Origin of the sequence: Acinetobacter sp. 226, assembly GCF_048147925.1 — a bacterium.
Classification (GTDB): Bacteria; Pseudomonadota; Gammaproteobacteria; order Pseudomonadales; family Moraxellaceae; genus Acinetobacter; species Acinetobacter pecorum.
The window spans coordinates 35,903-54,778 of sequence record NZ_JAYWYX010000014.1 but is presented as its reverse complement, the minus strand read 5'-3'; the positions used below and the strand labels follow the sequence as shown (position 1 = coordinate 54,778).

Annotated in this window: 16 protein-coding genes; 10 read left to right on the top strand and 6 right to left on the bottom strand. The window is 44.1% G+C overall.

Going from position 1 to position 18,876, the window contains the following annotated elements:
- Positions 1–95: 95 nt before the first annotated feature.
- The 3 genes from VXP95_RS08340 to VXP95_RS08330 all read left to right on the top strand — a co-directional run bounded on the left by VXP95_RS08340 (position 96) and on the right by VXP95_RS08330 (position 2,602).
- Positions 96–1,541 (top strand): protein adenylyltransferase SelO, encoded by a 1,446-nt coding sequence (locus tag VXP95_RS08340; RefSeq protein ID WP_416711836.1) that lies wholly within the window; start codon positions 96–98, stop codon positions 1,539–1,541.
- Between the two features lie 73 nt (positions 1,542–1,614).
- Positions 1,615–1,983 carry an MmcQ/YjbR family DNA-binding protein gene (locus VXP95_RS08335; RefSeq protein WP_416680349.1) on the top strand — a complete coding sequence of 123 codons (369 nt, stop codon included), beginning with the start codon at positions 1,615–1,617 and terminating at the stop codon, positions 1,981–1,983.
- Positions 1,984–2,047: 64 nt separating this feature from the next.
- Positions 2,048–2,602 carry a GNAT family N-acetyltransferase gene (locus tag VXP95_RS08330; protein WP_416711835.1) on the top strand — a complete coding sequence of 185 codons (555 nt, stop codon included), beginning with the start codon at positions 2,048–2,050 and terminating at the stop codon, positions 2,600–2,602.
- Positions 2,603–2,835: 233 nt separating this feature from the next.
- On the opposite strand, the gene VXP95_RS08325 is transcribed toward VXP95_RS08330, so the two are convergent.
- Together VXP95_RS08325 and baeS are read right to left on the bottom strand one after the other, a co-directional pair.
- Positions 2,836–3,522: a response regulator gene (locus tag VXP95_RS08325; RefSeq protein WP_064094738.1), complete on the bottom strand. Its 687-nt coding sequence runs from the start codon at positions 3,520–3,522 to the stop codon at positions 2,836–2,838.
- A gap of 13 nt (positions 3,523–3,535) precedes the next feature.
- A complete protein-coding gene (baeS, locus tag VXP95_RS08320) occupies positions 3,536–5,188 on the bottom strand; it encodes a sensor histidine kinase efflux regulator BaeS (protein WP_416711834.1) in 1,653 nt (550 codons plus the stop codon).
- A 135-nt stretch (positions 5,189–5,323) separates the two neighbouring features.
- Here baeS and VXP95_RS08315 point away from each other — a divergent pair, with 135 nt between their 5' ends.
- The 3 genes from VXP95_RS08315 to VXP95_RS08305 all read left to right on the top strand — a co-directional run bounded on the left by VXP95_RS08315 (position 5,324) and on the right by VXP95_RS08305 (position 9,984).
- The gene (locus tag VXP95_RS08315) at positions 5,324–5,929 is read left to right on the top strand and encodes a hypothetical protein (RefSeq protein WP_416711833.1); all 606 of its coding nucleotides are present in this window, start codon (positions 5,324–5,326) and stop codon (positions 5,927–5,929) included.
- 301 nt (positions 5,930–6,230) lie between these two features.
- Positions 6,231–8,033: an acyl-CoA dehydrogenase C-terminal domain-containing protein gene (locus VXP95_RS08310; RefSeq protein ID WP_416711832.1), complete on the top strand. Its 1,803-nt coding sequence runs from the start codon at positions 6,231–6,233 to the stop codon at positions 8,031–8,033.
- A 169-nt stretch (positions 8,034–8,202) separates the two neighbouring features.
- Complete coding sequence (locus VXP95_RS08305; RefSeq protein ID WP_416680356.1) at positions 8,203–9,984, top strand: acyl-CoA dehydrogenase C-terminal domain-containing protein; 1,782 nt, start codon at positions 8,203–8,205, stop codon at positions 9,982–9,984.
- Between the two features lie 61 nt (positions 9,985–10,045).
- Here VXP95_RS08305 and VXP95_RS08300 read toward each other — a convergent pair whose 3' ends face one another.
- A complete protein-coding gene (locus VXP95_RS08300) occupies positions 10,046–10,252 on the bottom strand; it encodes a hypothetical protein (protein WP_004278311.1) in 207 nt (68 codons plus the stop codon).
- Between the two features lie 173 nt (positions 10,253–10,425).
- On the opposite strand from VXP95_RS08300, the gene VXP95_RS08295 reads away from it, so the two are divergent.
- Positions 10,426–10,923 (top strand): phosphate-starvation-inducible protein PsiE, encoded by a 498-nt coding sequence (locus tag VXP95_RS08295; protein ID WP_064094744.1) that lies wholly within the window; start codon positions 10,426–10,428, stop codon positions 10,921–10,923.
- 170 nt (positions 10,924–11,093) lie between these two features.
- Here VXP95_RS08295 and VXP95_RS08290 read toward each other — a convergent pair whose 3' ends face one another.
- The gene (locus tag VXP95_RS08290; RefSeq protein ID WP_416711831.1) at positions 11,094–11,546 is read right to left on the bottom strand and encodes an RcnB family protein; all 453 of its coding nucleotides are present in this window, start codon (positions 11,544–11,546) and stop codon (positions 11,094–11,096) included.
- A gap of 179 nt (positions 11,547–11,725) precedes the next feature.
- Between VXP95_RS08290 and VXP95_RS08285 the strand changes: the two genes are divergently transcribed.
- The gene (locus VXP95_RS08285) at positions 11,726–12,184 is read left to right on the top strand and encodes a hypothetical protein (RefSeq protein WP_064094746.1); all 459 of its coding nucleotides are present in this window, start codon (positions 11,726–11,728) and stop codon (positions 12,182–12,184) included.
- Between the two features lie 84 nt (positions 12,185–12,268).
- Here VXP95_RS08285 and VXP95_RS08280 read toward each other — a convergent pair whose 3' ends face one another.
- Complete coding sequence (locus VXP95_RS08280; RefSeq protein WP_416711830.1) at positions 12,269–13,732, bottom strand: phospholipase D-like domain-containing protein; 1,464 nt, start codon at positions 13,730–13,732, stop codon at positions 12,269–12,271.
- A 105-nt stretch (positions 13,733–13,837) separates the two neighbouring features.
- Positions 13,838–15,976, bottom strand: a complete 2,139-nt coding sequence (gene znuD, locus VXP95_RS08275) for a zinc piracy TonB-dependent receptor ZnuD (protein WP_416711829.1) — start codon at positions 15,974–15,976, stop codon at positions 13,838–13,840.
- Positions 15,977–16,117: 141 nt separating this feature from the next.
- On the opposite strand from znuD, the gene VXP95_RS08270 reads away from it, so the two are divergent.
- Complete coding sequence (locus VXP95_RS08270; RefSeq protein WP_416680362.1) at positions 16,118–16,882, top strand: DUF4184 family protein; 765 nt, start codon at positions 16,118–16,120, stop codon at positions 16,880–16,882.
- A 162-nt stretch (positions 16,883–17,044) separates the two neighbouring features.
- A complete protein-coding gene (gene aspS, locus VXP95_RS08265) occupies positions 17,045–18,829 on the top strand; it encodes an aspartate--tRNA ligase (RefSeq protein WP_064094750.1) in 1,785 nt (594 codons plus the stop codon).
- The last annotated feature ends 47 nt before the right edge of the window (positions 18,830–18,876 follow it).

The following is an 18,876-nucleotide window of genomic DNA, read 5'->3' as shown; positions in this document are numbered from 1 at the left end:
TTATGCTGAAAGATAACGTGAACTCTCGCTTATACAACAGTTTTATACAACTATCTTTGTTATAGTTCATTTACTCCTAGCCTGTACTGAATGCCATGTATTTTAATTCTCGCTATCAAACACTTCCGTCCTGTCTCTATCATCATCAGCTTCCCCTTCCGTTAAAAGGCGCAAAAGCCGGACATTTTAATGCTGCATTGGCAGAACAGCTGCAATGGTCGGAGGAAGACAAGGCAAAATGGGTCGAGATTTGTAGTGGTCAGAAAGTCTTTGCTGAGTTTGAACCCTTAGCCATGGTCTATGCAGGTCATCAGTTTGGACAATGGGCAGGACAATTGGGAGATGGTCGCGGGCTGCTGATTGCACAAATTCTGGATAAAAATAATCAGACCATTGATCTACACTTAAAAGGTGCTGGGTCTACGCCTTATTCGCGTATGGGAGATGGCCGGGCCGTACTGCGTTCAGTGATCCGTGAGTATCTGGCGGGTCATGCCTTAAATGCTTTGGGTGTGGCATCCAGTAATGCAGTTGGTTTCACTTCATCTACTCAGGGGGTACAGCGCGAAAAGCTAGAGCCGGGCGCGATGATGTTGCGTAGCTCAGACTGCCATATCCGTTTTGGCCATTTTGAGTGGATCAATCAATATCAGCCAGATGTATTAGCTGAGTTCACGCAAAAATGTATCGAGTGGCATTATCCGGAATGTCTGCAAGCTGAACAGCCAATATTAGCCTTTGCCACCAAAGTCATTCAGCGTACTGCCGTCATGATTGCCAAATGGCAACTGGTCGGTTTTGCACATGGCGTCATGAATACTGACAACCTGAATATTACCGGCTCAACACTCGACTTTGGCCCTTATGGTTTTATGGAACGCTTCCGTCCGAACTGGATCAATAACCATTCCGATTATCAAGGCCGTTACACCTATCAGCAGCAGCCCAGTATCGGACACTGGAATTTATGGATGTGGCTGAATAACCTGATTTCGCTCTGCCCTATAGACTATGATAAAGAACAATGGAAACAGGATCTGTCCCAATGTCTGGAACACTATGAACCAACTTTCCTGGAACATTATGAGCATGGTTTAAACCAGAAAATGGGGTTGCTAAGTTTCCATAAAGACAGTTTTGACTGTGCAATGGCCTTCCTGCGAATTTTGCAAAGTGAGCAACTGGACTACACCCAGAGTTTTATCCGGTTGCAAAATAAAGACTATGAAGCCCTTAAAGATGATTGCCTGGACCGACGCCAGTTTGAAGCATTCCTGGCGCAATATGAATCTATCCGTGAACATCAGGATATAGAAGAATTGGATGCCGCCATGCAACTGGCCAATCCGCATTATATTCTGCGGAATCATATGGCACAGAAAGCCATTGAACTGGCAGAGCGGGATGATTTTTCTGAAGTCGACCGCCTGTTTAAATTATTAAGTCAGCCTTATCAGAAACAGTCAGGTCTGGAACAGCCTGAAGATTTAGCACCATTGCCAAGTGATGTGCCAGAAGTCATGGTCAGCTGTTCTTCTTAATTTATTCACATCTAAAATAAAAACTGTGGATAATTTAAACACTATCCACAGTTTTTTTATTTATTCACAGCTTATGACCTTACACACTCTTACTGCCCAAACTGCTTTAAAACTTCCTGAACTAAAAGTCACCCAGCCTTTTGGTGAGGGCTGCGATGTTTATAAAGTCATGGATAAAGTCTTTATGCTGACTTTTCATTTGCGAGGTAAAGCTGCCATTAATTTAAAAGTCGAGCCTGAGCACGGTGCAATGCTGCGGGATATTTATCCATATATTCGTACTGGCTGGCATATGAATAAACAGCATTGGATTTCAGTTTACGAGAGTGAATATCTGGATGAAGCTTTGATCCAAGATTTGGTACTGAATTCTTATGAGCGGGTGGTAGCAAAGTTAAATAAAACAGATCAACAGAGAATTAAATTACTTAGGAGCATTTAAGCTGTACTTGAATAAACTGATCATATATTTTTAAACTAAGGCTAGAATTTTAAATTAAATAACTATGAAAACTCACAAAGTATTAGCTTCGCCTATAAAAACTGATCGTCTAAATTTACGTAAATTTCAGACTGGGGATGAAAATTCTCTCTTTACTGAATATTTCGGAGACTGGGAAGCGAGCAAATATCTCCAGAGAATGCCACATAAAAATATAAGTCAGACAAAAAACATGTTGGAAAATTGGTGTGGGGTCAACTGGGAAGACCCAGATAAAAATTTTGCCTGGATTGTTAGCGACAAGAAAACGGATTTGGCTCTGGGAATTGTATTGCTTTTTAATAAAGAGAATTGTGGGGAAATCCACTTTGGACTAGGAAAAAAATTTCAAGGACAAGGATTCATGCAAGAGTCACTAAAAGCTGTAATTACCTATTTAAAAAATAATAGCACTCTTGAAAGAATTGAGACTTTTTGTAATGCAGAACATAGCAGATCAAAAAGCGCCCTGATGAAATCAGGTTTCACCCAAACAGGCATTTTAAAAAATTGGGCAAGATTTCCTTTAATCGGTGAGGATACTAGAGACTGTATTCATTATTATATTGAAATAAATTAAAATATTGATAGCCAACAGTTTTTCGCACTCAATCAGAATCTAAAAAAGTAATAAATAATTTTCAGAATAAGTTCTTAACCATCAAAAACCCTAGGTTTCAGAACCCTCTAAAAATGATCCAGGAGGCATTATACAAGTGTCCTGTTCTTTTCATAAAATCAAAAGAATAATGCTTTATAAAAAAAGCGAATAAGTACTCACCCATTCGCTTCTCTTAAACATTAAAAACTTAATCAGTCTTCAGGATATTCAAAACGGTAACCGACCCCATACACCGCCTGAATCCACTCATGACGGTTACCGGTTTCAGCTGCATCGGAAATCTTGCGGCGCAGGTTTTTGATATGACTGTCAATGACCCGGTCTGCGACATCAAAACTGTCCGGATTGATATGATCCAGCAATTGCGCACGAGAATAGACCTGTCCAACATGTTCCAGGAATAATTCCAGTAAACGGAATTCAGTCGGTGTCAGGTTCAAAGCTTTTTGCTGGTACCAGATCCGTTGCTGGGATTTGTCCATGCGGAACAGGTCATTGCTTTCCGGTTCTGATTTACGGTCCAAACGACGTAACACAGCCTGTACCCGTGCTACCAGCTCCTTTGGACTAAATGGCTTACAGATATAATCATCAGCCCCCATATTCAGCCCCAGCACGCGATCAATCTCTTCGGTACGCGCGGTCACCATGATAATTGGCAAATCTGACTGTTCTCGTACTTTACGGCAAATGGTCAGACCGTCCATACGCGGCACCATCAGATCCAGAATCATCAGACTCGGTTTACGCTGGGTAAAGCTGTTATATGCTTCCTGCCCATCATGAAACATACTGACCTCAAAACCAGCAGCTTCCAGATAGTCTCGCACCAACTGTGCAAGTTCGATTTCATCTTCAACCAGCATGATATGTTTCATCAATATATTCCCTTCATGGTTTCATTTGTTTAGGAAAGCTCAGCTTGCATCGCAAGCCACCCAACGGTGAATGTGCAAAGCTTAAACTGCCGCCCAGCGCCTGAGTAATTTTACATGATAATGCCAAACCAAGGCCGGTTCCGCCAGTGGCCCGGGTACGTGAATCATCGACACGGTAGAAACGTTCACCAATACGTGCCAGTTGTTCATCAGTCAGGCCATATGGACTGTCATCGACATACAGGGTCCATTCTTTATCATCCTGTGTGGTATGAATATGAACCTGCCCGCCTGCTTCAGTATAGCGAATACTGTTGCTCAGCAAGTTCGCCACAATCTGTTTAAAACGATCCAGATCCAGATTTAACTCAGTACCTTCACCCTCTGCAATGACTGCCAATTCAGCCTGTTCAAAGTTCGGCTGGAAGTTGATGAGTTCCTGCTGTACCACTTCCCACGGATTGACCGTCGAGAAATAAAATTGCAATTGCTGGGCGTCTGCCTGTGCCAGTGCAGCCAGATCTTGAGTCAGCTTTTTCAGGCTACTCACCTGCGCCAGCATGGAAGCAAAATGCTCAGGGGTCGGTTTACGGATTCCATCCTGCATTGCTTCAATCTGCGCCTGCAATACTGCCAGCGGGGTTTTTAATTCATGCGAAGTATCTGCCACCCACTGACGGCGTGAGGTTTCATGCTGATCCAGAATTACCGCCAATGCATTTAGTTCATTGGATAAATCACCCAGTTCATCATTGCGGTTCACTTTAATCTGATATTGATAATTACCCTGGGTTAAGGCTCGCGTACCATTCAGCAGACGTTGAATCGGCTTTTTAAAATAAGTCGCCAGTAACAGGGAAGCAATCAGACTTGCCAGAACGCTGAGTGCATATACCAGAAATAAATAACGCTTCTGGTTACTGAAGAAATTGATACTTAAGGCATCATCCTGATCCAGTACCGGTTTTAAGCCCAAATAGCCGACAATCTGGTTATTTACCATAATCGGACGATAGGAGACCTGCTCATCCGAAGCCTCACCGACCACAAAACGACGCTTGGCATCATACAGGGAAAGACGTGAACTGAGACCAAGACGATCCGGCATCTGGATAAACTGCTTCTTGCCGGTCGGTTGCTGTGCTGGCTGTTCCCCCTTCTTGCGGTCAGCTCTAAACAGATTCTGATTGGAGCTGAGCGGGAATTTCAAACCTTCAAAGGGCTGAAACTGGGACGGCAAATTAGATGCCAGCACACGTAATTCTTCTTCATTGACCTGACGTTGTGGCAGCGCCGGATCTACCATACTGGGTGCGACCTGAGCCAAGGTCTGTTCCTGAAAATAACGCTGCTGCAAGGCAATATCATACTGACGGCGCAGCCACCAGCGTGATAAACGGTCATAATCATCCGGTGCAGCTTCACCTTCTATCTGGAGAATCTGTGCCTGAATCGCATTACCCCAGTCCTGATAGACCGCATAGACATCTGCCAGATTTTCAATCACATAATCCAGCTTCTGCATTTCGACATCGGCGACATAGCGGGCAAAATTACGCTGCATATTCAGATGCAATACACCCAGACTCACCGTGGTAATGACCAGCGTGGTCAACAGTACAGTCAAAAATAGACGTAATGCAATGGGAATACGGCGAATGTTCAAAATAGAAATCTCAATTTTTCTTCTATATTCATTATTGTAGCGAACACTGCATCAAAAAATCCTTCATTGTTTCTACATCTTTATTGTTTAATCTTTAACGATCAAAAGAATCAGACCTTTAACGGGATAAATCATATGCAAACCATGACAAAAATAGCATTAATCAGTGCCAGTGTTTTATCAATGGGTGCCTTGACTGCCTGTCAATCTACCAGCAATGTGCAAAGCAGTGATCACCCCCACATGATGAAACATCATGAAGGTAAAAAACATCATCTAAACCCTGAACAGCGTGAGCAGTTTAAGGCGAAACGTGCAGAACGGATGCAGTTTGCCAAACAGCTTCAACAGGCCTGCGACAATAAAGCGGCTGGTTCAGCCATTCAGGTCAAGAGTAGCGATAAAACCATAGATGGTACCTGCCAGATGGTCTTTAAAGCAGACCGTAAAGAGATGAAGGGTCAACGTGGCGAATATCGCGGCATGCAAGCTGAATATGGTCCAATGCGTGGTGACATGCGTGGAAGCATGATGCGTGGCGAAGTCCTGACTGATGCCCAACGTGCAGAATTAACCAAACAGTTTGATCAGCGTCTGGCTCAACGTCAGGCACATCAACAGGCAATGCGCCAAGCCTGTCAAGGTAAAAAAGACGGTACTGCAGTACAGATCAAGATGGGTGAACACACCATCAATGGCAAATGCCTTGTTCGTTTCCAGCCTAAAGCGCCTGCCTATTAATACATAAGAATCAATGCGTCACCATCAGCACCTTCGGGTGCTTTTTTATTGGGGGCACTTTCTTGCATACAGTTGACTATTCCTTTCCTGCAGAATATGACTAAAGTCTTTATACGCAAGACATTTAAGGTACTATTCAGATTAATCTTTGACTTTACAGTCACCAACAAATCACCTCAAAAAGCTTGTACCGCAAGGGAAGTTGTTGCACGATTAGACTATTCCAAACCATGTCAGTGACGACAGGTTTTAGTTCATCTAAGATTATAACGCTGGTTCAACCAGTATTGAGGAACCCGATATGCCACAATACAAAGCGCCTTTACGTGATATGCAATTCGTTTTGCATGAGTTATTAAATGCTGAACAACACTATGCAAATCTCCCTGCATTCCAAGAAAACGTAAGCCGTGAGCTGGTGGATCAGTACTTAGAAGCTGCAGCAGACTTCTGTGAAAATGAATTATCTCCTATTAACCAGACCGGTGACCGTGAAGGCTGTACCTGGAATGATGGCGTTGTCACCACTCCAACTGGTTTTAAAGAAGCATACCAAAAATATATCGAGCTGGGCTTCCCTTCTCTTTCTGCTGAAGAGCAATATGGCGGCCAAGGTCTTCCTAACTCTTTAGGCATCACAATTTCTGAAATGGTCGGTACTGCGAACTGGGCATGGGGTATGTACCCGGGTCTGTCTCACGGTGCAGTTCGTACTTTAGAACACCACGGTTCGCAAGAACAAAAAGATACCTATCTGCCTAAACTGGTTTCAGGCGAGTGGACGGGTACCATGTGCCTGACCGAATCTCACGCAGGTTCTGATCTGGGTATTATCCGTACCAAAGCCGAGCCACAAGCTGACGGCAGTTATGCAATCTCTGGCGAGAAAATCTTTATCTCTGCTGGTGAACATGACATGGCAGAGAACATCATTCATATTGTACTGGCTCGCCTTCCTGGCGCACCGAAAGGTACCAAAGGTATTTCTCTGTTCATCGTACCAAAATTCAACCTGAATGCTGACGGTTCAATCGCTGACCGCAATGGCGTACGTTGTGGTTCGATCGAACACAAAATGGGTATCCATGGTAACGCAACGTGTGTGATCAACTTTGACAATGCTAAAGGCTTCCTGATTGGACCTGAAAACCGCGGCTTGAACTGCATGTTCACGTTCATGAACACAGCACGTATCGGTACAGCAGTTCAAGGTCTTGCAGCATCTGAAGGTTCATTCCAAGGCGCACTTGCATATGCAAAAGACCGCCTGGCAATGCGCTCTCTTTCTGGTCCTAAAGCACCTGAAAAAGAAGCAGATCCAATTATTGTGCATCCTGCGGTACGTAATATGCTGTTGACGCAAAAAGCATATGCAGAAGGTGGTCGTGCACTAGTTTACCTGTTAGCACAATATGCTGACGTGGTTGAACATGCACCGGAAGAAGCAGACCGTAAATTTGCAGACAACATCTTGTCTCTGCTCACACCTATCGCAAAAGCCTTCCTGACTGAAACTGGTTCTGAAGCTGCGAAACACGGTGTACAGGTATTCGGTGGTCATGGCTTTATTTCTGAGCACGGTATGGAGCAAATTGTACGTGATACACGTATCGCTTGCCTGTACGAAGGTACGACTGAAATCCAGGCACTGGACTTGTTAGGCCGTAAAGTTCTGGGTACTCAAGGTGCAATGTTGAAAGACTTCACCAAGATCATCCATAAATTTGCTGAAGCAAACAAAGACAATGCTGCAATGAAAGAGTTTGTTGAACCGCTTGCGGCATTGAACAAGGAATGGGGTGACCTGACCATGCAGATTGGTATGCGTGCGATGCAAAACCCTGAAGAAGTGGGCGCAGCTGCGGTTGACTACCTGTACTTCTCTGGTTATGTAACCCTTGCCTACCTATGGGCACGCATGGCACTGGTTGCTCAGGAAACACTTGCTGCCGGTACAACTGAAGCAGACTTCTACAATGCCAAGTTGACTACTGCACGTTTCTACTTCAAGAAAATCCTGCCACGTGTTCGTGCACACGTTGACGTGATTGCAACAGGTGTAGAGCCGTTAATGACTTTAGATGCTGAACACTTCGCATTCTAAGTTAGTGCAGTTTTAAATGCATAATAAGAAAAAGGACGGTCATCATCAGGCAGTCCTTTTTCTTTATAAAGCGTTACAGAATTAACCTTTAGTCGTCTAACATTCAGATTTTTAATGCTTTAGACTGACTCAAAACAACCCAATCAAACAATAAAACAGGTGACACACTATGCCAATTTATAACGCGCCACTTGCTGACATGAAATTCATTCTGAACGATGTTTTCAATGCAGAACAGTTCTGGCAAGCCAATGAAAACCTTGCCCACTTGGATACTGCTACAGCAGAAGCTATTCTTGAAGAAATGGCGAAGTTTGCACAAAATGTCACGCTTCCTCTGAACCGTACAGGTGATGAAGAAGGTGCAAAATATGAAAATGGCAATGTCACCACACCTGCTGGTTTTAAAGAAGCATTCAAACAATATGCTGAGGGCGGCTGGATCGGCCTGGGTGCTGATGCTGAATGGGGCGGCCAGGAAATGCCAAAAATGCTGACCGTTCTGTCAGATGAAATGCTTTTTGCCACCAATCCATCTTTCATGCTCTACCCGCTTCTTTCAGTGGGTGCTGGTATGGCACTGAACAGTTATGGTTCTCAAGCGCAAAAAGAAACTTACCTGCCTAAAATTTACTCTGGTGAATGGTCAGGTACCATGTGTCTAACTGAACCGCATGCAGGTACCGATCTTGGTATTATCAAGACCAAAGCTGAACGTAATGATGATGGTACTTATAGCATTACTGGTACCAAGATTTTCATTACTGGCGGTGACCATGACCTGGCTGAGAACATCATTCATTTAGTTCTTGCAAAAACGCCTGATGCGCCTGCCGGCTCTCGTGGTATTTCCCTGTTCATCGTACCGAAATTCCTGGTCAATGCAGATGGTTCACTAGGTGAGCGTAATCCGGTTGGCCCTGGTTCAATTGAACATAAAATGGGGATCAAGGCATCTGCGACTTGTGTGATGAACTTCGACGATGCGAAAGGTTACCTGGTTGGTAAAGAAAACGAAGGGCTGGCGGCAATGTTCGTGATGATGAACTATGAACGTCTGTCAATGGGTATCCAGGGCTTGGGCGCTTCTGAGTTTGCTTACCAAAATGCTGCGCAATATGCCACAGACCGTTTACAGGGCCGTAGTGCGGCTGGCGTTCAGTCGCCAAACAAACCTGCGGACAGTATTCTAGTGCATGGTGATGTACGCCGTATGCTGCTGAATGTACGTGCCAATAATGAAGCTTCACGTGCATTCGCCGTGTATGTAGGTCAACAGTTGGATATCACCAAATTCTCGACTGATCCTGAAGCGGTGAAAAAAGCCAATGACCGTGTTGCGCTATTAACACCAATCGCGAAAGCGTATTTAACGGATACCGCATTCCAAGCGACATTAGATGCACAAATGGTCTTCGGCGGTCATGGCTATATCCGTGAATGGGGTCTAGAGCAATGTATCCGTGACCTGCGTATTTCCCAGATCTATGAAGGCACCAATGGCGTACAGTCACAAGACTTGATCGGCCGTAAAACCATTAAATGTGGCGGCGAATATATCTCTGAATATATCTCTGAAATCCGTGACTTTGCCAATAGTCTGGATGCGGACCTGAACTTCATTAAAGATGCCACACTGGATGCCGCGACTGAAGTTGAATCAGTGACTCAGTACATTCTGGAAGCAGCAAGAGAAAGCCATGACTTTCCGAATGCGACTGCAGTGGACTATCTGCACGCTGTAGGTCTGTTGAGCTTCTCTTATATGTTCGCGCGCATTGCCAATGCAGCGAAAAACAAAGAGGGTGAGTTCTATCAAAATAAACTCGCTCTGGCACGTTATTTTGTGCAACGCATTTTGCCTGAACTGGCATTACGCATTACTAAAGTGAAATCAGGTTCTGACGTCATCATGAACTTCTCTGAAGATTATTTCACGACTCAAGCTTAAACTGAAAATCTGCAATAAAAAACGCCTGCATCAGCAGGCGTTTTTTATGAAAATGCAACAATTAAACTTTTTGAATCAATAAGGTATCTGGCTGATTATTACTCTTCGGATTCAGATGTTTATTCACAATTTTGATATTCCCCTCAGACTCCAATGACTCGCACAGTTCCACCACCTTTTGCATATCTTCAGCCTTAATGCCTACGCCGAGGATTAATTTTTTTCCGGCTTCTAATTGGCTAATTTTTGTTTGAATTTTATCTAACACTTTTTTCTCCTATTTATTCAATGTACCACCCATACAATATAGCAATTTAGTCTAAAAAAAGCGCAAAAGTTCAAATAATTTAATCTTTATTTTTCATTCAATCATTCTGTGCATGATCTTTGCACGTTATTCTGTAAATATCTTTATTTCACATGAAAAATCAGGAGGATAATATGTCCATATCTCGTTCGAAAATTGAAAAATTTGAAGCCCTCCTCGACCGTTTCGGTAATCTTGCTGTAGAAAGCTTTCATTATATTGCCCTGTTTATTATTGGCTGTATGGTGATCTGGTCTGCGGGCCATACCGTCATCGATATTCTGACTGTCAAACAGTTCGCCACCATTGACGATATTCTTTTACTGTTTATTTATCTGGAACTTGGCGCCATGGTCGGCATCTATTTCAAGACCAACCATATGCCGGTACGCTTCCTGATTTATATTGCCATTACCGCCCTGACCCGTTTGCTGATTGCAGATATTCAACATACCCATAAGGCCAGCATGGATCTGGTCATTATTACCGGTTCAATCCTGATTCTGGCTTTTGCAATCTTGGTGGTGCGTTATGCTTCATGGACCTATCCATCGGTGATGCGTGACAAACATAGTGAAAAGCCCCTACCGCCCGGCAAAACGCCACGTCCAGAAGATGATGAACTGGCATAGTCTTTTAAGCCCTCTTTTTTTGCACTTCAGCTTAAAGCAATACTTAAGCCTCGTTCAGGGTTTAGGACTATTGATCTCAAGTAACCTCTCCTCACGGGAGAGGAAACTATTTTGGTCTTTCTGGTTATTTACGTTTATAACTGAATTATCCGTTCAGAATTTAGAACAGTTTAACGATTTGACATCAGCACATAGCGTCCGTTTTCATAAATCCAGTAGCTGCCACGCGGTGGTGCTGGTAACCCTAAACGCTGCCAATCGGTAATTACCGTATATCTCGAACTTTCAATCCGGGCAACATTCGGATCACCATTGACCCAGCTATAACTATTCGAATTTTGATAAATAGTGGTCGGTGCCTGATACTGAATATTGAGGCCGCTTTGACTCTGCGCAGGCGGATAACCCCAATGTGATGGGTGTTGCGGGTAATGTGGTCGCGGTGGCACCGGACGTTGCGGGTAATGCTGCCGTGGTGGATCATAAGGTCGTGGTGCACTACGATAATTCGGTACAGAACGGTCTACACCACTGTAGCCCACCCAGGCATTTCCAGCCATACTCTGTGCAGAAGCTCCCAATAGCAATGTAGCGAATATTGCACCCGATAATACTATTTTCATTTGAGCTTCCTCTAAATATCCTGATTATATTTTAAACAAAATAAATGCAGGAAATATGAATAAGCTTGTAGGACCTGCAATTTTTTGTAATGCGCTTGCATGTTTTCATTCTGGCAGGCACATCGGCAGGCGGCTGCTTTATGCTAAAATTGCTTTTTTAATGTTTCGAGTTGAATACCGTGGCTGATTTAAATTTCGATCGTTTATATGAATATTTTTCTAAAGTGCCGAGTGTTCAGAAAGAGCGAATTGATAGCTATGGCTCAGATGGCAAACAGGCATGGTGGTTTAAATTTCAGATTAATGTAGATCATCCGCTGGCGTGGCAAACTGTGCAAGAGCTGGGACATGTCCTAAATTATATTTCTAAAAATGAACGTCTTCCGACTCAGTTTCTTCCCGTATCACCTCCACCGTACATGAATGGGGTTGCCAAAGATTTCCTGTCCTGGGTGATCCAGTGTAATCACGCTGATTTCCCGCCAGACGTGGTCTGTGACTGGCTAGAAGCGCGTCTACCCAATCCGGTCGATGATGAAACCCAATGGAAAATTAAAACTGATATTTCTGAACTGGATCAATTAACGGATAAAGAGCTGGATCAGCTGGTTCCGCCAAATCCAGAATCAAAAAGCTGATCATAAAATATCTCCCTAAGTCCCTCTTTTTCAAAGAGGGACTTTCCTCCCATTTTTTAAAGAGAGGTCAGGAGGAATTTAAAATCAAAACGTCGACCAGCCACTCCATTCCATAAAGCGGTACAGCCAGTATTTCCATCGTGAATCATCCTGATAGGCAGCATAATCAAGACTTGCTTTTTGGCCATTCTGGTTCGACCAAGAACTATTAAAATAACGCTGGGCATCGACGAACACACTCCCCTGTGATGACCCAACTACACGCAAATCAGTTTCCAGATTATAGTTTTTCAGGTTACGGGCTGTGAAATTGGCTGAACCTAAAATCATTTCAGCTTGCTGGGTATTACGCTTGATGATCATCTTGCTATGACATTGCTCCCCTTGGGTATTACACCAACGTACCGGAATGCCAGCCTGATGCAGTTCCCAAGCCACCTGCCGGTTTGGAATCCCGTTCTTTTCACGGCCAAAAGCATCTTTGTTGGGATCGAGCAAAACCCGAACCTTGACACCACGATCATGAGCCGCGATCAGGCTTTTAATAATTTTGCGTTCAGACAGATAAAACATCGCCAGATCAATCTGTTCATTGGCTTTTGCCGTCTGGATCAGGTTCAGAATCGCGTCATAAATGGCTTTTTCTGTCAGCACCTGCACCTGTGGCTGGGTATTCTCTGCCTGAAAATCCCCCGCAACGATCGCTGGCATATTGGCATGTGACATCATGCCTACAGACTGTTCCGTTTTCAGAATGTCTACGGCTGTAGTCCCCCAGACTAACAAGCCAATATTGGAATGCCGTGAACTGCCATCATGCGGGTTCATGGAGGTGACTAGAGCTTTCCAGCCCTGATCGGTATCCACCACTAAAGTTTTACGATGATTGGCTTTAAAATTAAATAAATCAAAATAACTGCGCAGGGTAATTTTTTCTGGTCCAAATGGATTTGGTAACCAGCCTTTTTCCGGGTTATTGCCAATGCCCTGGCAACATAAATACCAGAAGCCTGACCAGCCCGGATTGGAAGCCCGTAAAGGAAGAAGATTGGTTTCAATGACATCGATGCCGTGCTGGCGCAACGCCCGATACTGTTCGGACTTGACCCCGCCATAGACCGAATTGATCGGATCGGTAATAAACTTGATTTCCACCTCAGGCTGTACCAGACGTTTACTGATCAGAGCATCCGTCAGCTGTTGACTCAATGCTTGATGCTCCTGTTTCGAGGTTCCGGTTTGCTGATTAAACAAAAACATATCCAGCACAATCAGTGATTTGGCCTCTTCAATCATTTTCAGCATTTCATTGAAAATGCGATGATCCAGATGCTGTTTTCCTTCTGCATCCAGATAGGTCTGATCGGCCAGAAACTTGACTTCGGCATGACGCAGCTTGCCCGTGTAATTCAAGCCTTCCGGTAAAGGCTTATAAGTATGATAAATGGCAGATGCCAGATAACTGACTGCCAGCAGACTGATGGCTAAGGCCGCATAACGGCGAGTCGACCAGTTCAGTTTATTGTGAATTCGTTGAAAGATACGCATAAGAAAAAACCTAACCCAATATGTTCAGGCTAGGTTTTATCTGATGATTTTTCAAGTAGATTTCAGTGATCTCTATTTGATTTGACCTGTTAGTTTATGAATATATTAGAAATCATACTGCAGGCCGACGGTAAAGTTGCGACCCACCTGAGGAATATTGGACAGGAATGAAGTATGTGAATACACCTGATCATCAAGCAGATTGTTGGCTTTGAAATAAACCCGGTAAGCATTTTTATCTGCAATGCTATTGGCATAACTTAAGCCAACATTCACCATATTGTAGCCCTGGGTTTCATTTTCATAACTGGCAATCTTGTCCTGATTAAAGACATGATAATATTCAGCCAGACCTGACCAGCCATCGGCAAAGTCTGCTTCGACTTTGGTTCCTAAGCGGCCCGCGGGTACACGTGGTGCATTTTCACCTTCAATCTTGCCACGCACATAGTCACCAAAAACACTGACTTTATACATGTCATTGATCTGGTAACCTGCCTGTGCCTCAGTCCCATAGAATCTGGCTTTGTCTTGGGTATACTGCACACCGCGTAAATTACCTTTCTGCGCTATTGTTTCGCCATAAATATAATCATCGAACCAGTTGTGATACACATGCACATGGTAATCCAGTTGATCACCTTCATAATGCAGACCCAATTCAAGATTATTTGAAGTTTCTTTATCGAGGTCAGGGTTACCGAGTTCATACGTATTGGTGGCAAAATGCAGGCCATCCGCGTACAGCTCTTGGGCCAAAGGCAAACGCTGCTGATGTGATCCCACCACAGAAAGCTTGTAGTTTGGTGCAAATTTCCAGTTGGCCGCAGCAGATGCAGATACGCCAGTGCCTGAATAATCTTTCTGCTCCGAATCTACTTTCACTTTTTGATGTTCAACGCGTGCGCCCAACTCGACATGCACATCGCCGAACTGTTTATGTTCCAAAGCAAATAAGCTGTATTTCTGGGTTTTGGTGTCTGGCATGAACACCTCATGATTATGACCAGCATGTTCGCTATGATCATGCTCATGTCCTTCATCATCATGCTCGTCATGGTCATGGAATTCTGGAGCGGATAAATTAATTTTCTGCTGTGAAAGCTGTGTTCCAATCACCCCTTCCCAGCCTGCAACTGGCACATGCACCAGTTCTAAACGACCGTCATAGCCCTTACTTTTAAAATTACTGATCACTTCGCTTTCTTCAAGCTCATCATGTTCATAGTCAGTAAAGCTGGCATGCGCACGCAGTTTTTCAACACCGGCAAATGGTTGTTCCAGTTCGGTACGCACCTCATAACGCTCGGATTTTAAATCCACCCAAGGTCCAGCTGTTTCTTCATGATCGTGCGCATCCTCATCTGGTTTTGGGCAGTGAAAATGATCTCCATGAATTTCACAACCGTGATATTCATGACTATGTCCCGGCAAGCCATACTGATCCTGACGGTTGCTATAGGACAGACCGACAAAACCTCGGTCCTGAATCCATGAACCGCCAATATTCACCGTTTGCCCTTCGGCAAAGGTATTGCCTACACGGCGTTCTTTATGAAAGTGGGAGTGATCTCCATGCGGCTCTTCGACGATATAATCCGGGGCAATATAATCATTAGCTTTACGTTTTGAACCTTCTACACGCAAAGCAAAGTTTTCACCAATACCCGCTGTCACACCAGCACTTGCCAGTTTCTCGTCACTGCCTGAGTTATAACGTAGACCCACTGTACCTTCCAGGCCATCTTCAGGCATTTGGGTCGGAATTTTCTGATCAGTGACATTTACCAGACCACCAACTGTACCAGCACCATAAAGCAGCGTAGATGGACCACGAATCACTTCAACCTGTTTGGCAAGAATCGGATCAACGGTGACAGCATGGTCAGGAGATAAAGTGGACACATCCGCTGTTTCAGACGCATGCTGCAATACTTTTACGCGTGGCCCATCCTGACCACGAATAACGGGACGGCTGGCACCGCTGCCAAACTGATTGGAATAAACCCCCAGCTCATCTGCCAAGGCATCACCAATGGTCGTCGCCCGTTCAGACAGCGCTTTCTGGTCTACGACATGATCTGCAACCGCAAAATCTGCCGCTGTTTGCACCAATGGATGAGCTTGCACCTGAATGGTATCCAAAGTCTGTACAGGTATTGAAGATAAAGTTTGTTCTGCAAATACCGTAGGCGCAGTGATAGCAAAAATTGACAGTGTTATTAGATTCTTAGGAAAGGACATGACCGAAGCTCAAATTCAGTATTTTGGATGAATGTTATAATATAACATTTCATTATTTTTGCAATCCTTTACGATAATGAGCTGAATATTTTATTAGAATGTCTTTCGAATATTTTTTATTACATTAAAAACACTATTTTTATGCCCTTTACTTTGTCGCATGCTGTGCTTGCTCCACCCATTTCACGTTTAAGCGGAAATCGGCTTCCGATTGCTGCACTGGCGATTGGCTGTATGGTGCCCGATTTATATCGTCTCTTTACTTCGAGCAATTCAAATATCACGCATTTATGGTCTTCGCTGATTCATCCTGACCTGTGGATTGGACTTATTTTCTGCATGATCTGGTATGGTCTATATCGCCCAGCCATTTACCGTTTCATCGGTATTCAGCATGAGTTAAATATTTGTAGCATCCTTTCTGCATTAAAGTTTTTCTTGGCAGTTTGTCTGGCACTGATTGTCGGTACAGCAAGCCATTTAATCTGGGATGGACTAACGCATGTCGACTTTCGTACTTTTGCCTTTCATGATTTTTTAGCCCAACAGTTTCAGCTGTTTGGCAACAGTTATCCCTTGCATCGGATTTTACAGATCGGCACGTCCGTGATTGTTTTGCCGTTTATGCTGTGGATGAGTGTGCACTACTATAAAAAGCATCAGCAATATCTGGCAGTCAGCCGAAAAATCAAAGTGTTTGCGTGGAGCTTAGTCCTGTTTTCTGTATTGACCGGCCTGTTTTCTGTTTGGGATTATGCGCGCTATATTCCTACAGATGTCTGGCGATCGGATCTGTACTATTTTACTGGCCGCTCGATCAATGAATTTAGTCAGGGCTTTCTGATCACCTTCAGTCTAGGTTGTTTATTGTTTTTATTTTTGGACAGAGATCGCCGGATGGGTTAAATAAAGCACTGGCTCCAGGTTCTTTCACCGTAAAATAATATTGTTTTTGACTCAAGTTCTTGTGACAACATGCCCAAAGAGGCATAATCTTAACTTTACTCAAAGCGGTACGCTGTTTACGTATTCGCTGACCTTAAACCATATAGTTGGATTTCTAACGCTATGATGCGAACTCATTACTGCGGTTCTTTAACCGAAGCTCAAATTGACCAGACCGTAACATTATGCGGTTGGGTGCACCGTCGCCGTGACCACGGTGGTGTCATCTTCCTTGACATGCGTGACCGTGATGGTCTTGTTCAAGTGGTCATTGACCCGGATACTCCTGAAGCATTCGCAACTGCTGATAAAGTACGTTCAGAATTTGTCTTAAAAATTACAGGCCGTGTACGTCGCCGTTATGCAGGCACAGAAAATGCCAATATGGTGAGTGGTCAAATCGAAGTTCTGGGTAAAGAAATTGAAGTTCTTGCTGCGTCTGAAACTCCGCCATTCCCGTTGAATGACGAAAACACTAATATTTCTGAAGAAATTCGTCTGAAATACCGTTTCCTGGACATTCGTCGTCCAGAAATGCTAGATCGCCTACGTTTCCGTTCTAAATTGACTAACCTGATTCGTAACTACTTCGAGGACAATGGTTTCCTGGACGTTGAAACTCCGATCTTGACTCGTGCGACTCCTGAAGGTGCACGTGACTACTTAGTGCCTAGCCGTGTATCTAACGGTAGCTTCTATGCACTACCACAGTCTCCGCAGCTGTTTAAACAGTTGTTGATGGTCGGTGGTATTGATCGTTACTACCAAATTGCTAAATGTTTCCGTGACGAAGACTTGCGTGCTGATCGTCAGCCTGAATTCACACAAATCGACGTTGAAACATCGTTCATGAGTGACGATGACATCATGGATTTAATGGAAACTTTAACGATCAAGATGTTCAAAGAACTTCTAAACGTTGAGTTTGATAAATTCCCACGTATGACATACAACGATGCAATGCGTGACTATGCATCTGACAAACCAGATATGCGTATTCCTTTGAAATTGGTTGACGTTGCAGACTTGATGCAAGACGTTGAGTTCAAAGTATTCGCAGGTCCTGCGAAAGATCCTAAAGGCCGTATCGTTGCGCTTCGCGTACCGGGTGCTGGTTCACTTCCACGTAGCGCAATTGATGAATACACCAAATTTGTAGGCATCTACGGTGCGCGTGGTTTGGCTTATATCAAAGTTAACGAACTTGAAAAAGGCATCGAGGGTCTTCAATCTCCAATCGTGAAATTCATCGAGCCAATCGTGCTGGATCTATTGAAACGTGTGGGCGCTGAAAATGGCGATATCGTGTTCTTTGGTGCGGACAAAGCCAAAGTTGTAAATGATGCAATGGGCGCGCTTCGTGTGAAGATCGGTCATGACATGAATCTTGCGACTTGCGAGTGGGCTCCGCTTTGGGTCGTTGATTTCCCAATGTTCGAAGAAACAGATGACGGCAAATGGACCTCTGTTCACCACCCGTTCACGCTGCCTAAATCAAGCGTTGAAGAAGTGAAGAATAACCCAGGTGCTGCACTTTCAGTTGCGTACGATATGGTATTGAATGGTACTGAAATCGGTGGTGGTTCACTGCGTATCTATAACCTTGAAATGCAAAAAGCCATCTTTGAAGCATTAGGTATTTCTGAAGAAGAAGCAGAAGAGAAATTCAGCTTCTTGCTAAATGCCTTACGTTATGGTGCGCCTCCCCATGGTGGTCTGGCCTTCGGTCTTGACCGTCTGGTGATGTTGATGACAGGTGCATCTTCAATTCGTGACGTAATTGCATTCCCGAAAACCAAAACTGCTGAATGTCCATTGACTCAAGCACCAGCACCAGTTGAATCAAACCAACTGCGTGACCTTGGTATTCGCTTGCGTGAAAAACCAAAAGCTGAATCTCAAGAATAATTCTTGACGTTTTAAGTGAAAAAGCCCTGCCTTGAGTGGGGCTTTTT